19 protein-coding genes are annotated in these 22,797 nt (G+C 72.4%); 10 read left to right on the top strand and 9 right to left on the bottom strand.

Going from position 1 to position 22,797, the window contains the following annotated elements; translation table 11 throughout:
* Positions 1 to 331 precede the first annotated feature (331 nt).
* Positions 332 to 721 carry a cell division protein SepF gene (locus tag KVT45_RS13670; protein ID WP_089104207.1) on the bottom strand — a complete coding sequence of 130 codons (390 nt, stop codon included), beginning with the start codon at positions 719 to 721 and terminating at the stop codon, positions 332 to 334.
* A gap of 293 nt (positions 722 to 1,014) precedes the next feature.
* Between KVT45_RS13670 and KVT45_RS13675 the strand changes: the two genes are divergently transcribed.
* The gene (locus KVT45_RS13675) at positions 1,015 to 2,712 is read left to right on the top strand and encodes a hypothetical protein (RefSeq protein WP_217547372.1); all 1,698 of its coding nucleotides are present in this window, start codon (positions 1,015 to 1,017) and stop codon (positions 2,710 to 2,712) included.
* A 160-nt stretch (positions 2,713 to 2,872) separates the two neighbouring features.
* Here KVT45_RS13675 and KVT45_RS13680 read toward each other — a convergent pair whose 3' ends face one another.
* Complete coding sequence (locus KVT45_RS13680) at positions 2,873 to 3,388, bottom strand: YceI family protein (protein WP_217547292.1); 516 nt, start codon at positions 3,386 to 3,388, stop codon at positions 2,873 to 2,875.
* Positions 3,389 to 3,487: 99 nt separating this feature from the next.
* Here KVT45_RS13680 and KVT45_RS13685 point away from each other — a divergent pair, with 99 nt between their 5' ends.
* From KVT45_RS13685 to meaB, 4 genes are all read left to right on the top strand, one after another.
* Positions 3,488 to 3,985 carry a MarR family winged helix-turn-helix transcriptional regulator gene (locus tag KVT45_RS13685; RefSeq protein ID WP_217547294.1) on the top strand — a complete coding sequence of 166 codons (498 nt, stop codon included), beginning with the start codon at positions 3,488 to 3,490 and terminating at the stop codon, positions 3,983 to 3,985.
* A 113-nt stretch (positions 3,986 to 4,098) separates the two neighbouring features.
* On the top strand, positions 4,099 to 5,904 hold the full coding sequence (locus KVT45_RS13690) for a methylmalonyl-CoA mutase family protein (RefSeq protein WP_217547296.1): 1,806 nt from the start codon (positions 4,099 to 4,101) through the stop codon (positions 5,902 to 5,904).
* Positions 5,904 to 8,078 (top strand): methylmalonyl-CoA mutase, encoded by a 2,175-nt coding sequence (scpA, locus tag KVT45_RS13695; RefSeq protein WP_217547297.1) that lies wholly within the window; start codon positions 5,904 to 5,906, stop codon positions 8,076 to 8,078. The genes KVT45_RS13690 and scpA overlap by 1 nt, the downstream gene beginning before the upstream one ends.
* The gene (gene meaB / locus KVT45_RS13700; RefSeq protein ID WP_217547299.1) at positions 8,075 to 9,073 is read left to right on the top strand and encodes a methylmalonyl Co-A mutase-associated GTPase MeaB; all 999 of its coding nucleotides are present in this window, start codon (positions 8,075 to 8,077) and stop codon (positions 9,071 to 9,073) included. Before scpA ends, meaB begins: the two co-directional genes overlap by 4 nt.
* Here the strand turns inward: meaB and KVT45_RS13705 are convergent.
* The 3 genes from KVT45_RS13705 to KVT45_RS13715 all read right to left on the bottom strand — a co-directional run bounded on the left by KVT45_RS13705 (position 9,061) and on the right by KVT45_RS13715 (position 11,499).
* The gene (locus KVT45_RS13705; RefSeq protein WP_217547301.1) at positions 9,061 to 9,636 is read right to left on the bottom strand and encodes a sigma-70 family RNA polymerase sigma factor; all 576 of its coding nucleotides are present in this window, start codon (positions 9,634 to 9,636) and stop codon (positions 9,061 to 9,063) included. The two genes, meaB and KVT45_RS13705, sit on opposite strands and share 13 nt — an antisense overlap.
* Before the next feature lie 133 nt (positions 9,637 to 9,769).
* Complete coding sequence (locus KVT45_RS13710) at positions 9,770 to 10,441, bottom strand: hypothetical protein (protein ID WP_217547302.1); 672 nt, start codon at positions 10,439 to 10,441, stop codon at positions 9,770 to 9,772.
* Between the two features lie 302 nt (positions 10,442 to 10,743).
* Complete coding sequence (locus KVT45_RS13715; RefSeq protein ID WP_217547304.1) at positions 10,744 to 11,499, bottom strand: hypothetical protein; 756 nt, start codon at positions 11,497 to 11,499, stop codon at positions 10,744 to 10,746.
* Positions 11,500 to 11,777: 278 nt separating this feature from the next.
* On the opposite strand from KVT45_RS13715, the gene KVT45_RS13720 reads away from it, so the two are divergent.
* Positions 11,778 to 13,013 carry an MFS transporter gene (locus tag KVT45_RS13720; protein WP_308310717.1) on the top strand — a complete coding sequence of 412 codons (1,236 nt, stop codon included), beginning with the start codon at positions 11,778 to 11,780 and terminating at the stop codon, positions 13,011 to 13,013.
* 48 nt (positions 13,014 to 13,061) lie between these two features.
* Positions 13,062 to 13,985: a LysR family transcriptional regulator gene (locus KVT45_RS13725; RefSeq protein WP_254646711.1), complete on the top strand. Its 924-nt coding sequence runs from the start codon at positions 13,062 to 13,064 to the stop codon at positions 13,983 to 13,985.
* A gap of 74 nt (positions 13,986 to 14,059) precedes the next feature.
* Here the strand turns inward: KVT45_RS13725 and KVT45_RS13730 are convergent, their stop codons facing one another.
* The 4 genes from KVT45_RS13730 to KVT45_RS13745 form a co-directional block, all read right to left on the bottom strand.
* A complete protein-coding gene (locus tag KVT45_RS13730) occupies positions 14,060 to 14,524 on the bottom strand; it encodes a DUF5709 domain-containing protein (protein ID WP_217547305.1) in 465 nt (154 codons plus the stop codon).
* Positions 14,525 to 14,755: 231 nt separating this feature from the next.
* A complete protein-coding gene (locus KVT45_RS13735; protein WP_217547307.1) occupies positions 14,756 to 16,000 on the bottom strand; it encodes a serine hydrolase in 1,245 nt (414 codons plus the stop codon).
* Positions 16,001 to 16,334: 334 nt separating this feature from the next.
* On the bottom strand, positions 16,335 to 17,702 hold the full coding sequence (locus tag KVT45_RS13740; RefSeq protein ID WP_254646712.1) for an aromatic acid/H+ symport family MFS transporter: 1,368 nt from the start codon (positions 17,700 to 17,702) through the stop codon (positions 16,335 to 16,337).
* 191 nt (positions 17,703 to 17,893) lie between these two features.
* The gene (locus KVT45_RS13745) at positions 17,894 to 18,613 is read right to left on the bottom strand and encodes a TetR/AcrR family transcriptional regulator (RefSeq protein WP_217547311.1); all 720 of its coding nucleotides are present in this window, start codon (positions 18,611 to 18,613) and stop codon (positions 17,894 to 17,896) included.
* A 211-nt stretch (positions 18,614 to 18,824) separates the two neighbouring features.
* On the opposite strand from KVT45_RS13745, the gene KVT45_RS13750 reads away from it, so the two are divergent.
* The 3 genes from KVT45_RS13750 to KVT45_RS13760 all read left to right on the top strand — a co-directional run bounded on the left by KVT45_RS13750 (position 18,825) and on the right by KVT45_RS13760 (position 22,793).
* Entirely contained in the window at positions 18,825 to 20,087 is a 1,263-nt protein-coding gene (locus KVT45_RS13750; protein WP_254646713.1) for an alpha/beta hydrolase, read from the top strand.
* A 243-nt stretch (positions 20,088 to 20,330) separates the two neighbouring features.
* On the top strand, positions 20,331 to 21,665 hold the full coding sequence (locus KVT45_RS13755) for a PP2C family protein-serine/threonine phosphatase (protein ID WP_217547313.1): 1,335 nt from the start codon (positions 20,331 to 20,333) through the stop codon (positions 21,663 to 21,665).
* A 102-nt stretch (positions 21,666 to 21,767) separates the two neighbouring features.
* Positions 21,768 to 22,793 (top strand): MASE1 domain-containing protein, encoded by a 1,026-nt coding sequence (locus tag KVT45_RS13760; RefSeq protein ID WP_217547314.1) that lies wholly within the window; start codon positions 21,768 to 21,770, stop codon positions 22,791 to 22,793.
* Positions 22,794 to 22,797 lie beyond the last annotated feature (4 nt).

Below are 22,797 nucleotides of genomic sequence, written 5' to 3' on the forward strand. Positions count from 1 at the left end.
CGACGGCGGCTGCGACCGCGGCTGCGGCTGCGGCTGCGGCTGCGGCGGGGTATCGCCCGGGGCTGAACGGACGGAGGGAGCAGAGCGGGACGCGGACGAGGCGGAGGGCACGGGCATATGCGGACCGTAGGCCTCCGGCCGCCCGGCGAACCGTTCCGCCGCCGGGACCTTCCTACGATCGGGGGACGGACGCTCGACCGCACCGCAGTGGACACTGTCGACACCACAGCGGCCGAGCCGCCGCCGAGCCCCGCCCCGGACCGCCGCGACGCCCGCTCACCGCACGTCGCTCAGCCGTCGAAGGCACCCGCGCCTGGTCCGGCGAGGGCGCTCAGCCCCCCGAGACCCCCGCCCCCTCCATCAGCCCGCTGACCTCCGTGCCGGGCGGGGTGAGGAGGAAGACGTTGCGGTCGACCCGGTGCATGCCGCTGGCGAGGCCGAAGACCACGCCCGTGCTGAAGTCGAGGACGCGCTTGGCGACCTCCGTCTCGGCGCTGGTCAGGTCGAGCAGGACCGGTATGCCGGCCATCAGCGTCTCGGCGACGTCGCGGGCGTCGGCGAAGACATTGACCCGCAGGACGACGAAACGGCGGCGCGTCTCGGTCTCCGCGTCCGGCAGCGCACGGTGGCCCACCGCCGACGGCCAGGCGTCGCGGCCCCGCAGCGGCACGACCTGGGCGAGCCCCTCCCACTGTTCATCGGTGACGTCGTAACGGCTCACCGGCTCCCCCCGACCTGACTCGCACTCGATGCCTGCACCAGCCAATTCTTACGCCAAGTCACCCGTTCAGCCCAACAGCGACACGATGGGCGAGCGTGTCCGGGCCCTTGCGCACGAAAAGAAGCGATCTTTTCACTTTTCAGGCGATTGCCGCGCATTAGGGGCTTCTTACCGCCCTCACACCGGACTCTTCTCCTCCAGCGACGCCGCGCTCACCGCCCGCGATTACCGTCCGGTTCGTGCACTTGGCAGAAACACAACAGGTGGCACCCGGCCGGCGGACACAGTCGGCGGTGTCCGCCGCTCCGGGCGATGCCGGAGCCCCCGTACCCTGGCACCGCGTCCTGACCCTCCTCGCCGACATCGGGCTGTTCATCGGCACCCGGTCGGTGTGGACGCAGGCGGTGACGCACCACCTGGTCCTGGCGGCCCTGATCTCCCTCTGCTACGTCTCGATCCTGGTGACCGGCGTACTGACGCTGACGGTCCGCAGCACCCGGTCGCTGGCCCGCCTCGACCTGGTGGTCCTGGCCACGGCGGTGACGCTCGCGCTGTGCACCTGGGCCCTGAACCACAACGGCGGCGACGAGGGCGCCCTCACCACCCAGGCCGCCAGGGAACTGCTCGCCGGTCACCCCGTCTACGGGCAGGCCTGGCCGTGGCTGTTCCACAACACGGGCATCGCCCTCACGCCGACGATAGGCGGCGGCTACGACTACACGTACGGCTATCCCCCGCTGGCGCCGCTGCTGACCGTCCCGCTGCTGTGGCTCGGCCACCACGGTGCCCCGGCGACGGCGGTGTGCGCGGGCGCCCTGATCGCCGGCACGGTCGCGCTGTGGCGGATGCTCCCGGTGCCGTGGCGGTCGGCGGCGACGCTGTCCTGCCTGGGCTTCGGCTTCCTGTCGACGTACGCCCGGGTCGGCTACCCGGCGGTGATCGCCCTGGCGCTGCTGATCCCGGTGGTGGTGCGCTGGCCGCGGATCGGGCAGGGCGGCCGCCTCGGCGCGGCCGGGATCGCACGGGCCGCGTGCCTCGGGGCCGCGTGCGCGGCGCAGCAACTGCCGTGGTTCGTCACGCCGTTCCTGCTGGCCGGGATCTACGCGGTGCGGCGCGGGGAGCTCGGCGGCCGGGCCGCCACCGCGGTGGTCCTGCGGGTCGCCGGCGTGGCCGTCACGGTGTGGCTGCTGATCAACACGTACTTCATCGTGTCCGAACCCGGCCGCTGGCTGCGCGGGATCGCGCTGCCGCTGATCCAGGGCGCCGTGGTGCACGGCCAGGGCCTGGTGGACATCACGCTGTACTACACGAACGGCAGCGACCGCATCGACTGGTACTCGCACGCGAGCATGCTCCTCGCGGCGGCCCTGCTGGCCCTGTTCGTGCTGTTCGTGCGGCGTCTGGGCCCGGCCGCGACCGTGCTGCCGTGGCTCGCCTTCTTCCTGGCGACCCGCTCCCAGGACGGCTACTACCTGCTGATGACCCCGCTGTGGCTGGCGGCGGCCGTCACCGCTCCGCTGTCGGAGTTCGAGCACGCCTGGCAGCCGCGCCCGGCCCTGCTGACCGGGCCCCGCCGCCGCCCCGCCCTGATCGCGACGGTCGCCCTGCTGCTCACTCCGGCGCTGGCGAGCGCGGCACTCGCGGTGTCCGGCAAACCGCCGCTGCACATGGAGATCACCGCGCTGCGGCGCGCCAAGCACCAGGCCTCGGTGGTCAGGGCGATGACGCTGAAGGTGGTCAACACGGGGAGCGTCCCGCTCACCCCGCACTACACGCTGACCACCGGGCAGGGCATGAGCATGTACTGGCTGCTGGTGCGGGGTCCGGCGACGATTCCCGGGCACGGCACGGCGAGTGTCGAACTCAGGCCGGCCAACGGCCGGTTCGGCATCCCCGCCAAGCCGAGCACCCGGATCCGGCTGCGCGCCTTCACGGCGGACCCGCAGACGCTGTCCAGCCAGGACGTCAAGCTCCGCCGGACGGTCCGCTGAGCGCTCCGCTGGAAGTGCCGCGAGGCTCCGCTGGAAGTGCCGCGAGGCTCCGCTGGAAGTGCCGCGATCCGCCGTCTGCCGACTGCGGCGCCGTCGTGGCTGGTCGCGCCCGCGCGGCGGAGCCGCATAGTGATACAGCCCCGCGCCCCTTCGGGGCGCTTCAGGCCGCCGCGCGGGTGAAGCGCAGGGTGGCGGTCACGGTGGTCGGGCCGCCCATCATGCCCATCTGGTTGAACGTGACGCCGAACTCCTCGCGCACCACGGTGAACTCCACCTCCAGCGTCAGCCCGTCGGCGTCCGCCGAGACCAGCTTCGCGGTGGCCTGCTGCGGCCTGCTGATGCCCCGGACGGTCAGCTGACCGTCGACGTGCACCGCGTCGCCCGGACCCCGCTCGGCACCGCGCACCGCGAAGGTGATCTCCGGGTGGTTGGCGGCGTCGAAGAAGTCGGCCGAGCGCAGGTGCTCGTCGCGCTTCTTGTTCTTGGTGTCCAGGGAGGTCGCGTCGATCGTCACGCTGCCGGTGGCGGCGCCGTCGGCGGTGACCTCGCCCCGGCCGGTGACGCCCGCGAAGGTGCCCTTGACGGCGACCAGGCCCCAGAAGGTCTTGTGCCGGACGGCGACGGCGGAGGCGGTCGGGTCGAGCTGCCAGAGGCCGGTTTCCACGGTGACGGTCATGGACGTGCTCCGATCGATTGATGGTTCAAATTTGGATGACTACGGATGACTGCACGCTAGCCCAATATCCAAATTTGGACAACAGGTAGACTCGATGCCATGGCCGCCTCCCAGGAAGACCCCGCAGAGCTGCCCGAATGCCCCTCCTTCAAGGGCGGCGGGCTGCTCCCGGCCGAGCTGCGCGCCTGGATGCTGCTGCTGGCCGCGACAGGTGCGGTGGAGCAGCGGCTGCGGTCGGTCGTGAAGGAGACGCTGGACGTCTCGCACGACGAGTTCCTGATCCTGTGCCTGCTGGCCGAACAGCCGCGCGAGGGCCTGCGGATGACCCGGATAGCCGAGCTCCTGGGCCGCCCCAAGACCCGCCTCACCTACCAGATCGCCTGCCTCCAGCACGCCGGTCTTGTCACCCGCAAGGCCGCCTGCGGAGACAAGCGGGGCATCGAGGTCGCCCTCACCGACAAGGCCCGCCGCCAGATCCAGGACGCCTCCGCCGCCCTCGCCGAGACGGTCGGGCAGGCGGTCGGCCACGTCATCGGTCCGGAGCAGCGCGAGGCGCTGTGCGCGCTGATCCCGGAGCTCGCCGACGACACGCCCTGACCGTACGAATCCGGCCACTTCACCCCCGGGAGGCGCAGGCCACAGCCACGGGGAGGGCAAGGTCACAGCCCTGCCAACGGTGCGGTTCCGGCGGTCTGCCCTAGCATCCGAGCATGACGGTCCTGCCTGACGACGGGCTCTCACTGGCCGCCGAGTTCCCTGACGCGACGCAAGAGCAGTGGCAACGCCTGGTAGAGGGTGTGCTGCGCAAGTCGGGCAAGGAAGTTTCGGGCGAGGCCGCCGAGGACGCCCTGTCCACGACGCTGGAGGACGGGCTGCGCACCCGTCCCCTGTACACAGCGCGCGACACCGCGCCCGACCCCGGTCTGCCCGGCTTCGCGCCCTATGTGCGCGGCAGCCGTCCGGAGGGCGGCATCGCGGGCGGCTGGGACGTACGGCAGCGGCACGCGGCGGCTCCCGACGGCGCGGTCCTGACCGACCTGGAGAACGGCGTCACCTCGCTCTGGCTGCTCCTGGGCCGGGGCGGCATCCCGGTGCCCGGCCTCGCCCGCGCGCTCGACGGCGTCTACCTGGACCTGGCCCCGGTGGTCCTGGACGCGGGCCGGGACACCGAGGCGGCGGCGGCCGAACTGTTCCGGCTGTACGAAGAGAAGGGCATCGACCCCAAGGCGGTGCGCGGCAACCTGGGCGCCGACCCGCTGGGGTACGAGGCGCGCACGGGTGAGGCCCTGGACTTCGCCCCGGTGGCCGCGCTCACCCGGCGCGTGACCGAGGAGTTCCCGGGCCTGCGCACGCTGACCGTGGACGCGCTGCCGTACCACGAGGCGGGCGGCTCGGCCGCGCAGGAACTGGGTGCCTCGCTGGCCACCGGGGTGACCTACCTGCGTGAGCTGACCGAGGCCGGTCTTGGCGTCGAACAGGCCCTCGGGCAGCTGGAGTTCCGGTACGCGGCGACCGCGGACCAGTTCCTGACCATCGCCAAGCTGCGCGCGGCCCGCCGGCTGTGGGCGCGGGTCGCCGAGGTCAGCGGGACGGCCGACGCGGGCGCCCAGGTGCAGCACGCCGTCACCTCGCCGGTGATGATGAGCCGCCGCGACCCGTGGGTGAACATGCTCCGAACGACGGTCGCGACGCTGGCCGCCGGGGTGGGCGGCGCCGACTCCGTCACCGTGCTGCCCTTCGACCACGCGATCGGCCTGCCGGACGCGTTCGCCCGCCGGATCGCCCGCAACACCTCGACGATCCTCATCGAGGAGTCGCACCTGGCCCGGGTCATCGACCCGGCCGGCGGTTCCTGGTACGTGGAGAAGCTGACCGACGAACTCGCCCACGCGGCCTGGGAGTTCTTCCGGACCATCGAGCGGGACGGCGGCCAGGCGGCCGTGCTCCGCTCCGGCCGCCTGCGCACCGACCTCGCGACCACCTGGGCCGAGCGTTCCAAGAAGCTCGCCAAGCGCCGCGAACCCATCACGGGCGTCAGCGAGTTCCCGCTCCTGGCCGAGAAGCCGGTGGTGCGCGAGCCCGCACCCGAGTCGCCGTCCGGCGGCCTTCCCCGGGTCCGCCGTGACGAGGCCTACGAGGAGCTGCGCGCCCGCTCGGACGCCCACCTCGCGGCGACGGGCAGCCGCCCCCGGATCTACCTGGCGACGCTCGGCCCGGCCGCCGCGTACACCGCCCGTGCCACCTTCGCCGCCAACCTCTTCCAGGCCGGCGGCATCGAACCCGTCACCGACGGCGGTTTCGAGGAGAGCGGCGCCAGCGAGGCGGTGCTCTGCTCCAGCGACGCGCTCTACGCCGAACAGGCCTCGGGGACCGCCGAGTCCCTGAAGGCGGCCGGTGCCCGGCACGTGGTCCTCGCCGGCCGGGGCGAGTTCGCCGGTGTCGACTCCTGCGTCTTCGCGGGCTGCGACGCCGTGGCCGTGCTGTCCGAGACCCTCGACCGCATGGGAGTGTCCTGATGGGAATCCCCGACTTCTCCGGCATCGAGCTGGGCACCCCCGTCACCGAGGGCGGTGACACCGAGTGGCGTACGGCAGTCAAGCACGCCACGGGCAGCGAGGCCCCGGTGTGGGAGACCCCGGAGGGCATCGGGGTCAAGCCGCTCTACACCGGCCGCGACCTGGAGGGCCTCGACTTCCTCGGGACCTACCCGGGCATCGCGCCGTACCTGCGCGGCCCGTACCCCACGATGTACGTCAACCAGCCCTGGACCATCCGGCAGTACGCGGGCTTCTCCACCGCCGAGGAGTCCAACGCGTTCTACCGGCGCAACCTGGCCGCCGGCCAGAAGGGCCTGTCGGTCGCCTTCGACCTGCCCACGCACCGGGGTTACGACAGCGACCACCCGCGGGTGACCGGTGACGTCGGCATGGCGGGCGTGGCCATCGACTCGATCTACGACATGCGCCAGCTGTTCGACGGCATCCCGCTGGACAGGATGACCGTGTCGATGACGATGAACGGCGCGGTGCTCCCCGTGCTGGCGCTCTACATCGTGGCGGCGGAGGAACAGGGCGTACCGCCCGAGAAGTTGGCCGGGACCATTCAGAACGACATCCTCAAGGAGTTCATGGTCCGCAACACCTACATCTATCCGCCGAAGCCGTCGATGCGGATCATCTCCGACATCTTCGCCTACACCTCGCAGCGGATGCCGCGCTACAACTCGATCTCCATCTCCGGCTACCACATCCAGGAGGCCGGTGCCACGGCCGACCTGGAGCTGGCGTACACCCTCGCGGACGGCGTCGAGTACATCCGGGCGGGCCGGGAGGCGGGCCTGGACGTGGACGCGTTCGCACCCCGGCTCTCCTTCTTCTGGGCGATCGGCATGAACTTCTTCATGGAGATCGCCAAGATGCGGGCGGCCCGGCTCCTGTGGGCCAAGCTGGTCTCGCAGTTCGAGCCGAAGAACACCAAGTCGCTCTCCCTGCGCACCCATTCGCAGACCTCGGGCTGGTCGCTGACCGCACAGGACGTCTTCAACAACGTCACCCGTACGGCCGTGGAGGCGATGGCGGCGACCCAGGGCCACAGCCAGTCGCTGCACACCAACGCCCTCGACGAGGCCCTCGCCCTGCCCACCGACTTCTCGGCGCGCATCGCCCGCAACACCCAGCTGCTCATCCAGCAGGAGTCGGGCACGACCAGGGTCATCGACCCGTGGGGCGGCAGCGCCTACGTGGAGCGGCTGACGTACGACCTGGCCCGCAAGGCCTGGGCGCACATCCAGGAGGTCGAGCAGGCGGGCGGGATGGCGCAGGCCATCGACGCCGGTATCCCGAAGCTGCGCGTGGAGGAGGCGGCGGCCCGCACCCAGGCCCGGATCGACTCCGGGCGGCAGCCGGTGATCGGCGTCAACAAGTACCGGGTCGAGAGCGACGAGGCGATCGAGGTCCTCAAGGTCGACAACTCCTCCGTACGCGCCCAGCAGATCGAGAAGCTGCGGCGGCTGCGCGCGGAGCGGGACGAGACGGTGTGCCGGGACGCGCTCGACGCGCTGACCCGGGCGGCGGACGGCGACGGCAACCTGCTGGAGCTGGCCGTGCACGCGGCCCGCGCCAAGGCGACCGTCGGGGAGATCTCGGACGCCCTGGAGAAGGTGTACGGCCGGCACGCGAGCCAGATCCGTACGATCTCCGGTGTGTACCGCAACGAAGCAGGCGAGTCCCCGAACGTGGACCGCACCCGGGCCCTGGTCGACGCGTTCGACGAGGCCGAGGGGCGGCGCCCGCGCATCCTGGTCGCCAAGATGGGCCAGGACGGTCACGACCGCGGCCAGAAGGTGATCGCGACCGCCTTCGCCGACCTCGGCTTCGACGTCGACGTCGGCCCGCTGTTCCAGACCCCGGAGGAGGTCGCCCGCCAGGCGGTGGAGGCGGACGTCCACGTGGTCGGCGTCTCCTCGCTGGCGGCCGGCCACCTCACCCTCGTACCGGCGCTGCGCGAGAAGCTCGCCGAGGAGGGCCGGGCGGACATCATGATCGTGGTCGGCGGGGTCATCCCGCCGCAGGACGTGCCGACCCTGCTGGAGATGGGCGCCACGGCCGTGTTCCCGCCCGGGACGGTGATTCCGGACGCGGCCTACGACCTGGTCGAGCGGCTGTCGGCCGAACTCGGGCACGACCTGTGATCGATGTCGACACCTATGTGAAGGGTGTGCTCGACGGGAGGCGCGCGGTCATCGCCCGCGCCATCACCCTCGTCGAGTCCACCCGTCCACAACACCGGGCGCTGGCACAGGAGTTGCTCACCGAGCTGCTCCCGCACAGCGGCCGGGCCCGGCGGATCGGCATCAGCGGGGTGCCGGGCGTGGGCAAGTCGACGTTCATCGACGCGTTCGGCACGCTGCTGACGGGCCTCGGGCACCGGGTGGCCGTACTGGCCGTGGACCCGTCGTCCACGCGGACCGGGGGCTCGATCCTCGGCGACAAGACGCGGATGGAGCGGCTGGCGGTCGACCCCGCCGCCTTTGTCCGGCCCTCCCCCAGCGCCGGCACGCTCGGCGGAGTCGCCAAGGCGACCCGCGAGTCGATGGTCGTCATGGAGGCGGCCGGTTACGACGTGATCCTCGTCGAGACGGTCGGCGTCGGCCAGTCCGAGACCGCGGTCGCCGACATGGTCGACTCCTTCCTGCTGCTCAGCCTGGCCCGCACCGGCGACCAGCTCCAGGGCATCAAGAAGGGCGTCCTGGAGCTCGCCGACGTGATCGCCGTCAACAAGGCGGACGGCCCGCACGAGCGCGACGCCCGGTCCGCGGCACGGGAGTTGGCGGGCGCGCTGCGCCTGATGCACGGCAAGGACGCCTTCTGGACTCCCCCGGTGCTCAGTTGCAGCGCGCGTGAGTCGACCGGCCTTGAGCTGGTCTGGGAGCGCCTGGAGCAGCATCGGTCGCTGCTCGACTCCACCGGGCGGCTCGCCGAGAAGCGCCGCGACCAGCAGGTCGGCTGGACCTGGTCGATGGTCCGGGACGAACTGCTCGGCCGCCTCGCCGCCCACCCGGCGGTGCGCGCGGCCGCCCCTGGCCTCGAACAGCAGGTCAGGGACGGCACGTTGACGGCGACACTGGCCGCCGAGCACATCCTGAAGGCGTTCGGCGGATCCCCGGACGGCCCTCAGGCCAGCTGATCCCGGAGCGCCTCGCGGGCCCGGGCCACGCGGGAGCGGACCGTGCCGACGGGGCAGTCACTGACCTCGGCGGCCTCCGCGTACGGCAGTCCGACGAGTTGTGTCAGGACGAACGCCTCGCGCCGTTCCTCGGGCAGCGACTCCAGGAGGTCGAGGAGCGCGACGCCGTCGTCGAACCCGGGCAGCCCGTACGGCTGGGCCCGCTCGACGGCCTGTTGCCAGTCGGGGACGTCCGCCGGGCGGGGCCGGGCGGCGGCGTACCGATGACTGTCCACGACGGCCCGGCGGGCGATCGACAGCAGCCAGGTGCGGGCCGACGAGCGGCCCTCGAAGCGGTGCAGGCTGCCCAGCGCGCGCAGGAACGTGTCCTGCGCGAGGTCGTCGACCGCCTGCGGGTCGGCGCAGAGATGGGCGACGTATCGGAGGACGTCGCGGTGCAGAGCCCGTACGAACGCGTCCACGGCGGCCGTGTCCCCGGACCGGGCGGCGAGAGCCCAGGCCGTGATCGACGCGTCGCGTTTCTCGTCCGGCGCAGGGCGTGCGGGCAGGACGGAAGTGATCACTCGGTGTCCTTGTGAGAAAGGTGAGCGGGGGAGACGGCTCTGCGGCGCCTGCCTTGGCGTGGTGCTCAAGCGGGCGTGCGGCCGCCGTGTTCGTCCGGGGCGCGCAGAGGCGGCCCCGGAACACCAGCTGTCGTCAGGCGACAGCCGTCCGCACCGGCGGACCCCGGGAAGTGATCGCGTGGACGAGGAGAAGCAGCCGCGGCGCCCGGTCCGAACGGCGGCGGCGCAGCCGGGGACGGGGGCGCTCGGGGGTGGCCGGCAGGGCGAGCAGCAGCCGGAGCGGCGCGACGAGCCGGCCGGCGACGGCCCGGACGATACGGAACGCTGCGCGTTCGCCGTGGCCGAGCCAGAGTCCGCACAGCAGCGCGGCGAGGAGGTGGGCGGCGAACATGCCGGTGGAGGCGGTGCCGCCGGTGCCGAAGCCCAGGTATTCGACGGGGTCGGTATGGGCGGGGCCCATGTGCATCGACCCCATGTTCATGGCGGCCACGTCCCCGGCCATGTCCATATGCACGGACCCCATGGACGTCATGGGTGCCGTGCCGTTGGTCCACGCCTGGGCCGCGGAGAAGCCGGAGTGCAGTGCCGTCTGGGCGCCGACCGCGGCGGACACGACCAGCGACAGCCCGCGTTCGCGTCCGGACAGGGCCCAGCCCAGGGCGCCGGTGAGCACCAGGGCGGCGGCAAGTGCCCAGCCGGGCACCCGGTTCCCGGACATCATGACGTGGCCGAGGGCGGCGAGCAGCACGCAGACGGCCGCGAACACCGCGGACCGTATCGTGCGTGCACACCACCCTGCCGTCATGGCGCATCATCCTCGCATCCGGTCCGGTCCCGTCAGGGAGTGGTACGGCGATCCACAGCCAGCGCGCTCAACTCACAGGCGGGGTGGGGTGGTTCACAGCGTCGGTCGGCTGCGGGCCGGTGGGGGCTGGTCGCGCCCACGCGGCGGAGCCGCAAATCAAATACAGCCCCGCGCCCCTGACGGGGCGCTGCCCAGCCGCCTCCTACATAGCTGCGGGCAGGCGTGCCGCAGGGCGGCACGGGTGGGCGCAGCGGCACCCTGCAAGCGCCGGTAAGCGTCCCCACCCCCGGCCCCAGTCCCGCTCAGCCCTTCGCCCACGGTCCCTCCGGCACCGCCGTCCCAACCCTCGCCCTCGTCACGTCCACCACGATCGTCCGGTCGTCGTCCAGGTCCTCCCTGACCCGGCGCAGCCGCCCCGCCCCGTCGATCCAGTACCGCAGCGGCACATCACCGGCGGAGATGACGTCGTACCGACGGCCGTCGATGCGGTCCGTTCCCAGATGGCGTCGGCCCGACCGGGCGATCCGCCGCGCGTCTCCCGGGCGGTCGGCGGCGAGGGACAGCGTCAGCCGCAGCGCCGTGTCCAGCGAAGCCGGCCCGTACCGGCGGCGGATCCACGCCGCCGGCTTCAGCCGCGCAGCGTCCCGTACCGCCTCCGCCGTCGACGCCGGTCTCGCCAGCGGGCCCGCGCTGCCGTCGGTCTTCGGGCGGGCGACCGCCAGCCCGGCACCGTCCCAAGCCAGCAGCCCCCGCTCCGCCGCGTCCCCCGTGTCGAACCAGCCCACCGCCCGGTGCCGGTGCTCGTCGACCACCGCGCGGACCACGGCCGTACCGCCGGGCAGCGGCGCCCGTACCGTCACCTCGGCCGGGCTGTCCCGGTACACGCGGACCGGCGTGAGGGCCAGTCGCCGGGCCTCGTCCGCCGAAAGGGGGCGGGGACCGTCGCCGCCTGCGACGAGGAACGGCAGCGCCGCGCATGTTCCCGTCACGGCGGCGAGGGCCGCCCAGGTCCAGGGGGATCGCAGCCGTGCTCGTACGCGCGCCGGTGTCATCCGCATGGCACGTACCTACACGCGGACGGGCCGCACCCGGTCGACACCGGTGCGCGGCCCGCTCGGCATCACCCTTGCGGGGTGCGCCGTTTGCCCCACGGGGCGGGCAGTGACGTTCCGGCCGGTGCTCACGCCGGTTGTCCCCGGTTCCGGCGGTCACGGCGACGATGTCATCTCTGATCGAGATGACTGACATCCCGAACCATCGCCCTGCGCGGGGAAGCATGGCGGACGGCCGAGCGCTGGGGACTGGTGAGAGCAACGCCTCCTGTGAGGAAGGTCCCGTGTCCCAGTCGTCGTCGTCCGAAGTCCGTTCCCCGAGCCGGGAGGCGGCCGCCGAGGCCGCCCATGGGGTGCCGGGCTGGCTGATCGCACTGTTCGCCGTCGCCTCCGGCATGACGGTCGCGAACCTGTACTACGCGCAGCCCCTGCTGTCCGAACTGCGCGGTGTCTTCCACATCGGTGAGGCCACCGCGGGTCTGCTGATCACGCTCACCCAGGTCGGCTACGTGATCGGCATGATCTTCCTGGTCCCGCTCGGCGACCGGCTGGAGAAGCGGAGCCTGATCACAGCGCTGCTGACGGTCACCACGCTCGCCCTGGTGGCGGCGGGTCTCGCGACCGGGTTCCCGATGCTGCTGGTCGCCTCGCTGATCAGCGGGGCCACCTCGGTGGTGGCGCAGATCCTCGTCCCCTTCGCCGCGAGCCTGGCCCCCGACCACGCCCGCGGCCGGGTGGTGGGCCGGGTGATGAGCGGGCTGCTCACCGGCATCCTGCTGTCCCGAACGCTCAGCAGCCTGGTCTCCAGCGTCGCCGGCTGGCGGGTCGTCTACCTCGGCTCGGCCGTCCTGATGGCCCTGCTGGGCATAGCCCTGCGGCTGGCCCTGCCCCGGCACGCGCCGACCACCTCCGTCCCGTACCACCACGTGCTGCGCTCCACGGCGGCGCTGGTGCGCACGCACCCCGCGCTGGTGCGCCGGGGCCTCTACCAGGCGGCGATGTTCGGTGCCTTCAGCGCCTTCTGGACCACTGTGTCCTACGTCCTGACGGGGCCGCGCTTCCACTACTCCGCCGTCGGGGTCGGGGTGTTCGCGCTGGTCGGAGCGGCCGGTGCGGCCGTGGCTCCGTTTGCCGGGCACTGGGCCGACCGCGGGCTGACCCGGCCGATGACCGGTGCCGCGTTCGGCGTGGCCGCACTGGCCTTCGCCATAGCCGGCCTCGGCCAGCACAGCGTCATCCTGATCGCGCTGGCGGCCGTCGCCCTCGACATGGCCGTCCAGACCAGCCTGATCCTCGGCCAGCACACCGTCTACCAACTCGACCCCCTCGCCCGGGCCCGCCTCAACAGCGCCTTCATCGCGATCTTCTTCATCGGCGGCGCCCTCGGCTCGCAGCTCGGCTCGGTCGCCTACCGGGCCGGCGGCTGGAGCGCGGTCAGCCTCTTCGGGGCCGCCCTGCCGGTGCTGGGACTGCTGTACTGGCTGACCGAGCGCCGGACCCGCGCGGCGCGCTCGGCGTAGGGCGGCATGGGGTGGCACAGGGCGGCGCCTGCCTAGGATGCAGCGGAGATGGCCGCCTGGCCGAGGCGGGCGCTGCGCCACCGGGAGCGGATGATGGACCTGCGGCAGATGGAAGTCGTCGTCGCCGTGGCGGACGCGGGCGGGTTCACGGCGGCGGCGCGGCGGCTGCACGTGGTCCAGTCCGCCGTCTCCGGCACGGTCCGCGCCCTGGAACGCGAGCTGGGCACCGCGCTGTTCAGCCGGACCACGCACCGGGTCCGGCTCACCCCGGCCGGTGAGGCGTTCGTCCCGGCGGCCCGGCAGGCCCTGCGCGCCGCCGAACTGGCCCGGGAGGCGGTCGACGCGGCGAAGGGGGAGCTGCGCGGCCGGGTGACGGTCGGCACGATGCAGGGGGTCTGGGCGAACCTGCACCTCGCGCTGGCCGCGCTGCGGGCGGAACACCCGCGTGTGGTCGTCCGGTTGCGGCAGGCGGCGGTCACCGACCTGCGGCAGGCGCTGCGCGAGGGCACGGTGGACCTGGCGGTGGTGGCGCTGGACCGGCAGCAGCAGCGCGGGCTGGTGAGCAGGCTGCTGTCCCGGGAGGAGATGGTCCTGGTGGCCTCGCCCCGCCGGACCCTCGCCTCCGGCGGCACGAGCGGCACGAGCGGCACGGTGGACCTGGCGGACATCGCCGAGCTGCCGCAGGTGGAGTTCCCGCCCGGCTGGGCCATCCGGGACGCGGCCGACCGCTCGTTCCGCGCGGCGGGCGTCGAACGCGCCACGACCTTCGAGGTCAACGACATCGTGGCCGCGTCCGAACTGGTCCGCAACGACCTCGGCGTCTGCATCATGCCGCCGACCATCGCCGACCGTTTCCCGGACCTGACGACCTATCGGATCGCCCGGCACGCGCCGACCTGGAAGGTGATGGTGGTACGACCGCCGGGGGAACCCCCGGCGGCGGTCGCGGCACTGTTGCGCCACATCACATGAGGTGAGGTCTCGTCAGCCGGCAGCGGACAGCGGGCGCGGGGACGGCAACCGGCCCCGCGCCCGCCTGTGCCGGCTCAGAAGTCGTCGGACTCGGGGATCACGTGCATCGCGGCCTCCTCCGCCGACGCCCCGGCGCCGTCCAGGCCCCGGTCGGAGGCGAACAGGTCGGAGTCGGTGACCTCGTGCGCGCCCTCGTCCGGTGCGAGGAGCCGTCCGGCGCGGCCGTCGCCGACCTCGTCGTCGAGGAGTTCGCCGTCCGTGTCCCAGGCGTCGCCGAGGTCGTCGCCCTCCGGCACGGCGAGGTCCGGCACCTCCTCGGCGAGGCGCTCGTCCAGGGTCTCCCCGCGCCGTCCCTCCGCCGCCGTCACGCCGGTGTGCTCCACGGCCCAGGGCCGCTCCGGCGGCGAGTAGCCCTCGTCCAGGGCCTCCTCGCCGGCCCGGTAGTCCAGGGTGTCCGAGGCGTCCAGCAGACCCGCGTCGTCCTGCACCTCCGAACCGTCCGGCTGGTAGACCTCGTCACCCATCGCCTCGTCGGTCATGCGCGCTCCATCGTCACTCGGGCCATCAGCTCGATCCGGCCGTCAACCGGAAAGGGTAGGAGGTCGCGGTCGCCGTCGGGCGGTGCGATCACAAAAGCGGGGGCGGAAAGGGCGGCGGGGGCGGCGACGGCCCCCCGCCGCCTTCCGCGAACTCACGCCACGGCAACGCCGGATCACCGAACCGGCCGCACAGGGCCCGACCGGCCCCGGCATCCGCGGCCGCTAGGCCGGCTAGCTCTGCGGCGACCCCGTGGCGGGTCGGTCGCACAGGGCGTGGTCGATGAGGGTGCCTGTCGCGCGGTTGAGGGCGGCCAGGTCCGGTGGGGCGGTGGTGGTCGTGATGGAGATCGTCACCGCGCGCCTGCCGTCCGCGCTCACCGCGGGGCGGGTGTTGACGCCTGCCCCGTCGCCCTCGTGGGTGTAGTAGTAACCGCCGCAGGAGAGCGGGATCTTGCGCAGCCCGAGCCCGTAGGTGCCCTCGGGCATCTCGGCGACGTCCTCCGGGTCGTCGGTCCGCTCGACGGTCTGCCGCATCTCGCGCCACTGCTCGGCGGGGAGCAGCCGGCCGCCGGCCAGGGCGCGGAAGAAGGTGTCCAGGTCGGCGGTGGTGCTCACCACGCCGGAGTCCGCGGTGTGCTGCAAGCTGTGCTCGGTGACGTCGAGGCGGTTGCCGTCGGGGGTCGTCAGGTACGCGTTCACATGCGGGTCGGGCAGGTAGGGGTCGAGCCCGGGGATGGTGGTGTTCCGCAGTCCCAGTTCCGCGATCACCCGGTGCTCGACCAGGTCCTGCCAGCTCGCGCCGCCGGCCTTCTCGGCGATCATCCCGGCCAGCAGGTAGTTGGTGTTGGAGTACGCCCACCGGGTGGCCCCGCCGGGCTTCGGTACGAACAGCGGCCGGTGCTTCATCGCCACCGCGACCAGGTCGGCCGCGGGGGTGGTGTCGTAGCGGTTCTCGTCGAAGTGGTTGATCAGCCGGTCCTGGATCTCCGGGTCGTCGATGTAGTCGTACAGGCCGCTGGTCTGGCGGAGCAGGTCGCGGACGGTGATACGGCTGCCGTCGTTGCCGTTGCCGGAGACGACCCCCGGCAGCCAGTGCTCGACGGTGTCGTCCAGCGACAGCCGCTTCTCCGCGGCGAGTTGGAGGACCACGGTCGCCGTGAACGTCTTCGTCGTGCTCGCCACGCGGAAGTGCGCGTTCCACGGGATCGGGTCCGGGGAGCCGGCGGTCCGGGTGCCGATGCGCGCCATGAGCGGCGCGCCGTCGGCCCGGTCGACCCTGGCGAGCACGTTCACATCGCCTCCCCCGGCCTGCCGTACCGCCGCCAGGTCCTGCCGGAGCGTGTCCTCGCCGTAGGAGTGCCGTCCGGCCGGACGGTGCCCGGCGGTGACGGCGGTCGCGGTCAGGGGCGAGGCCAGCGCGAGCAGCGCTGCGGCCAGCACGGCGGCCCCGGCCCTCTTCGACGACGGCATCAGCATGTTCGAATCCCCCGTTGCTCTGAGTCTCGGTAGGTGACGACCACCAGCCAACCGGACCCGGAGGCACGTGAGGATGGGACTTCCCTCCGAATGAGGGGTGTACGTAACCCCACTTGCGAGTACGCCGACAACCGCCGGCAACCGCCGGCCGCCCATCGCCCGGTCCCTTGACCCGACACGTACAGCCGCCCGAGACGAAGCATTCTGGAGGATTTCGCCATGTCATGCGCCATGTAGTTCGCCCTGTCACCTGACGCGGGGCGGCGGCGAGCAACGGCTCGCCGCCGCGCGGGAGTTCGTACGGCCGCCGGTGCGGTCCGCGTCGGCGAAGGATTCAGGCCTGGCCGTCGGCCTCCGGTACCGGTCCGCGCACCGGGCCGGTGGCCGACGGAGCGGGGTCGTGACCGGCTCCCCGTGTCGTTCGTCGGGCGAGCGGTACGAGGGCGATGGCGATCGCGCCGCCCAGCCCGGCCAGGGCGAAGACGGTGAAGCCCCAGCTGTCGTGACCGTTGTCGGCCAGTGCGCCGACCAGCCAGGGACCGAGCACCGCGCCGCTGCGGCCGACCCCGGTCACCCAGCCGAGCCCGGTGGCCCGTGCGCTTTCCGGGTAGACGGTGCTGGTGGCGGCATAGACCATGACCTGTGCGCTGAAGAGCCAGATCCCGGTGACGGCGACCACGACGTAGGTGACGGCCAGCGACAGGTGCGCCTGGAGCAGCAGTGCGCCGACCGCCGTGAGGACGAACCAGATCGCCGAGACGCGCACCGCGCCGTAGCGGTCGGCCGTGCGGCCGGCGATCAGCATGCCGACGATTCCGCCCGCGTTGATCACGAGCAGGAAGCTGACCGAGGAGGTCATGCCGTAGCCGGAGGCCAGCATCATCTGCGGCAGCCAGGTGCTCACGCCGTAGACCAGGAGCAGACCGCAGAAGGACGCGAGCCACAGGAGCGGCGTGGCGAAGCGGGACTCGGGGGCGAACAGGGCGCGTACCGCGTCCAGTCGGCCCTTCGCCCCCGCGGCCGGGGCCGCGACCCGGGTGACGCGCGGCAGTCCGTACCGGTCGGCCGTCGCGTCGGCCCGGTCCCGCCGTCCCTGCGCGAGCAGGACGCCCGGCGACTCGGGCATCAGCCTGAGGAGCAGCGGTACGGCGATCACGGCGGGGATCACGCCGGCCCAGAACACCCAGCGCCAGCCCGCCGCCGGGGCGAGGGTCAGGCCGAGGCCGGTGGCGGCCATTCCGCCCACGTGGTAACTGGTCATCAGCAGGCCGGTCGCCAGGGCGAGTCGGCGGGGCGGGGCGAATTCCATGACGATGGCGAGGCACAGCGGCATCAGCCCGCCGAGCCCGAGGCCGGCGATGAACCGGCCGGTGCCGAACAGCGCGGGGTTCGCGGCCGAGGCGCACACGGCCGAGCCGGCGGAGAAGAGGCTCACGCTGACCACGAGCACGGGCCTGCGTCCGACCCAGTCGGTGATGTTTCCGGCGGTGAGCGCTCCGACGAGCATGCCGAACGTGGTCCAGCTGCCGATGGTTCCGGCGGTGGCCTTGCCGAGTCCGAGGCCGCCGTCCTCGAGCATGTGCGGCAGGACGGCGCCGTAGATGTTGACGTCCATGCCGTCGAAGAAGACCGCGAGCCAGCACAGGGCGAGGACCGGGGCGACGGTGCGCAGGGTGTGACGGGGTGTGTCGGGCGGAGACATGGATGTGCCGTGGAAGGTCATGGGGGCTCCAGGAGTGCGGTTCGTACGCGGCTCGGTCGCAGCACGGGGGCGGATCTGCCACGGCTACCGGCGCGCATGTTCGTCAAGTGAAGGTTTCTTCATTGACCGCGGCCATGAGTGTGTGGGGGTCGCGGGAGCGCAGTCAAGAGTGAAGCCGGAGGATTTTTCGCTCAGGCGGGCGACGAACCCGGGGCGTCCGCACCCGGCGACGGCGGGCCGGCCCAGTCCGGCCCCGGCGCGTCCGGACCCCGGCCGAAGTGACCGTCGGGCAGCGGTTCGGTCCGCCCGGGGACGGCTCGCAGGCCGTCGAGCAGCAGCCTCAGATAGCGCCGCCACAGATCGGGCCGGCCGCTCCGCTCGGTGACCGCGGCCAGCATCTGCTGGATCATGACGAGGTCCCAGGGGTCCGCGTCGGCGCGCAGCACGCCCTGCTCCTTGGCCCGTTCGACCGTGAGGTCGACGTTGCGCCTGATCTGCTCCTGGTACCGCTGCCCCGTCGGCACCGCGCGTTCGCTGTGGAACACGACCTCGCGCAGGCCCCGGTCGAGGGCCTGCAGTTCGGCCACCCGCTCCAGACCGACCGCCAGCCCGCGCCAGGCGTCGGCGTCCTCCGCGCCGGCCCGCGTGGCCTCCTCCACCCGCGCGAACATGTCGTCGACCAGCTCGTCGATCAGCGCCTGCTTGTTGGGGAAGTGGCGATACGCCGTGCCCACCCCGACCCCGGCATGGCGGGCCACGTCGTCCAGCGTCGCCTTGAGGCCGCGGTCGCGGAACACCTCCCGGGCGGCGGCGAGGAGCTTGCGGCGGTTCAGCTCGCGATCACGCCGCGGCCTGGGCGCAGACACCCCGTCGGGGCCGCCGGCCGCACCGGATGCGGAGGGTCCCGCCATGCAGAGGTCTCACTTTCCAGGAGCGCACGTTCGTCCGGCACATCGTACGACCGCGCCCTCCGCAGGTCGGGGCACGGGCAGGGTCGTCGCCCGAACCGCCACCGCTCAAACCGGAGATTGAATCTCCGCTTCGTGCTACGGTGACCGCACAACGAAACGGAGATTCAATCTCCGGATCTGACTCCATTCGAAACCGGCGGGAGAAGACGCGATGCATGGACACGATGTGGCCGCAGACCACGGCGAGGGGAAGCAGCGGCGGCGGCCCCGGCACCCGATGCGGATCGCGGCCGTAACGACGGTCGCCCTCATGGCCGCTGTCGGCCTGACCGCCTGCGGGGACGACGACTCCTCGGCCGCGTCGGCCACCGCGTCGGCGTCGCCCTCCGCGTGCCCGACGTCCGCTTCGGGAGCGGGACCGGGCCAGGGCAGCGGCATGCCCAGCGGTATGCCGTCCGGAAAGCCGGGCGGCGGCACCACGAACCTCGTACAGGCAAAGACGATCAAGAAGACCGACAACAGCACCAGCACGGTCATCGACCCGGCGGGCCCGGCGATCACCTGTGACACGTCGGCGATCACCACCACCGACGACATCACCTACTCCTCACCCACCACACACGGCACCAAGACCGACCTGAAACTCGACATCCAGGTGCCGAAGAGCTCGGGCAAGAAGCCCCTGGTCGTCTACCTCACCGGCGGCGGCTGGGTGATGGCGGACCGCACCGGCAACCTGGATCAGCGCACCTACGTCGCCGACCAGGGCTATGTGGTCGCCAGCGTCCAGTACCGCACCACGACCGCCGGCGCCACCTACAAGGACGCCCTCGCCGACGTGAAGTCCGCGATCCGCTACCTGCGCGCCAACGCCGACACCTACGGCATCGACACGGACCACGTCTTCGTCTGGGGCCAGTCGGCGGGCGGATACCTGGCCGCCATGACCGGCGTCACCAGCGGCGACCCGAAGTACGACGTCGGCGACCACCTCGACCAGAGCAGCAAGGTCCAGGGCGTGGTGGACGAGTTCGGCCCCGCCAACCTGTCGCAGCTCGCCGCCGACTACGACCAGGCCGCCAAGGACGGCAACTACGCCGCGGGCAACTCCGCCGCACAGTGGGTCTACGGCCCCGGGACCACCAAGTCCGTCGCGCAGTACACCAGCCAGGTGGCCGCCGCCGACCCGGCCACCCACATCACCTCCTCGACGCCGCCCTTCCTCCTGATGCACGGCAGCGCCGACCCCCTGGTCTCCCCCAGCCAGACGCTGAACCTGTTCACCGCCCTCAAGAACAAGGGCGTCGACGCCCAGCGTGTGGTGCTCACCGGGGCAGGCCATGGCGACGTCAGCGTGGCGGCCCTCACCGGCGCCTCGTCGAGCGCCTCCGCGGCCGGCGGCGGCGCGAAGCCCTGGTCCACCAAGGAGACGATGAGCCACATCACGGACTTCCTGGCAGGCCACACTTCCTGACCGGCGGGATACGGCCGGGGGCAGCGCCATCGCCTGAACATGCCATTCCGGGATCCGATAAATAACCTTATAGACTGTTTATTCGTTCTTGCTGTGGCCACGGTGGAACGGTGGCGCAGGGACGCGCCAGGAGGCCGGAATGCACCGCTCGATCGCATGGGCGGACCCGACGACGTCGATGCCGAACGACGATCGTCGGCCGAAGGTGACCGCGACCGGACCTTCCGCCACCGGACACCCGTGATGTCAGGAACCGGGGAAGGGAGACCCGAGAGGGAGCCTCACCTCCCCGACCTGCACCTGCGCCTGCGCTCCGAGCTGGGCCGGATCGACGACCAGTTGCACGCCCTGCTGACCGCCATGGACCGGCTGCAGGGCCTGCTGGACGCGGTGGTGGCCATCAGCCGGGAGGTCGAACTGCCCGCGGTGCTGGACCGTATCGTGACCACCGCCATGGACCTGGTGGGCGCCCGCTACGGGGCACTGGGAGTACTCGCCGAGTCGGGAGACCACCTGGAGCAGTTCATCTCCGCCGGTCTGTCCGAACAGGAACACGCCGACCTGGCCGGGACCGAATTCCCTCGCGGTCTGGGGGTCCTCGGGCACCTGATCCGCCACCCCGAGCCCCTGCGGGTCGAACGCATCACGGCCCATCCGTCGTCCGTCGGATTCCCGCCCGGCCACCCGCGTCTGCACACCCTGCTCGGCGTCGCCATCAGCGTCCGCGGTGAGGTCTACGGTGACCTCTACCTCTCCGAGCGGCGCGACGGACGACCCTTCGACGCCCACGACGAGAGCGTCGTCGTCGCCCTGGCCGGGGCGGCCGGCATCGCGATCGAGAACGTCCGCCTGTTCGAACGGGTGCGCATCGGAGCCGAGCAGTTCCAGCGTCTGCTGCTGCCCAAGCTGCCCGACCTCCGGCCTTTCACCGCCGCCGCCGTCTACCGGCCCGCCGCCGAGCCCAGCCGGCTCGGCGGGGACTGGTACGACGCGATCCCCCTGCCCGGCAACGTCGTCGCGGTCGTCATCGGCGACGTGGTCGGCCACGATCTCAGGGCCGCGGCCGCCATGGCCTCCATCCGCAACATGCTGCGCGCGCTGCTGTTCGAAGGGGGCGGGCCGCCCGGTGCGGTGCTCGCCCAGCTCGACCGCACTCTGCAGGCCATCACGGACAATCCCGTCACCACCACGACCCTGGCACGCATCGAGCCGGACGGGCCGGGCTGGCGGCTCCGGTGGAGCAGCGCGGGGCACGTCCCGCCACTGCTCATCACCCCTGGGCGCCGGGCGGAGTACCTGTTCGTCGAGCCCGGGCTGCCCCTCGGGGTCGACTCCGAGCAACCCCGTCCCGACCACTCCCGCTTCGTGCCGCCGGGCGCCACGCTGGTCTTCTTCACGGACGGGCTGATCGAGCGCCCGGACCGGCCCATCGACGCGAGCCTCGACGACCTCACCGGTCTCGCCACCGCGTACGCCGATCTGCCCCTGCCGGAGTTCGTCCGGGCCCTGGCCGACCACCATCCGAGCGACGGCCACGACGACATGGCCGTGCTCGCCCTGCGCACCCCGTGCGCCTGACCCGACGGCGCCGCCGAACGTCCAGCTCAGCGGTGCCATGGAGGATCGGAGGGATCCGGCGGATGATGGATCTCGGGGCGATGTCGATGCGGAGGTCGCCCGATGGCTGTCGCGCGGCGTGAACGGCTCCGGCGCGGCGGTGTGGCCGCCCTGGACATCCTCGTCGTCGCGGCGCTGTACTACGGCTCGGCGAAGCTGGGGCTCCGCGAGCAACTGGTGCGCGGCCAGGTCACGCCGCTGTGGCCGCCGACCGGCATCGCCCTGGCGGGCCTGCTCCTGCGCGGCCCGCGGGTCTGGCCGGGGATCGCGCTCGGCGCGCTCCTGGTCAACGTCTCCCTCGGACCGTCGGTCTGGGCCGTACTCGGGATCGCGGCGGGAAACACCCTGGCGCCCGTCTGCTCGTACGTACTGCTCCGCCGTACGGGATTCCGTATCGAACTGGACCGGCTGCGGGACGCGCTCGCCCTGATCTTTCTCGGTGCGTTCACCGGGATGCTGGTCAGCTCGACGACAGGCAGCGCGACCCTGGCCCTCGCCGGTGCACTGACCGCGGACCGGTTCTGGCCCACCTGGTCGGTCTGGTGGACCGGCGATGCGATGGGCGTACTGGTGGTGACGCCGGTCCTGCTCGCGCTGCGCTCGGCACGCCTGCCGAAGGGCGTTCCGGCTTCCCGTTGGGCGGAGGCGCTGCTGCTCCTCGCGGCCACGTACGGCGTCGGCCTTCTCGAGACCGGCAGCACGCCCCTCATGTTCCTCGGCTTCCCGTTGCTGATCTGGGCGGCCTTCCGCTTCCAACTGGCCGGGGCGGCGCCCTGCGCCCTGGCCGTGTCGACCTTCGCGGTCGTCGCGGCCGCCCGGGGGGCCGGTCCGTTCGCCGGTCACGACCTCCTCACCGACATGATCACCCTGCAGGCGTTCAACGGTTCCTCCGCACTCACCGCACTGCTCGTCGCAGCGGCCGTCAGCGAGCGCAACGAGACGCAGCGGGAGATCGCGCGAGCCTGCGGGCAGCTCGCCGCGATGGTGGCCAGGATCGCCGCAGGCGGCTACCCCGCGATGCCCCCCGACGACGCCGAGACGGAAGACGAGGAGGAAGAGCCCGGCGGACGCCCCGGAAGACCGCCCTGACCCC

Source organism: Streptomyces sp. GbtcB6 (genome assembly GCF_019091475.1).
Classification (GTDB): Bacteria; Actinomycetota; Actinomycetes; order Streptomycetales; family Streptomycetaceae; genus Streptomyces; species Streptomyces hyaluromycini.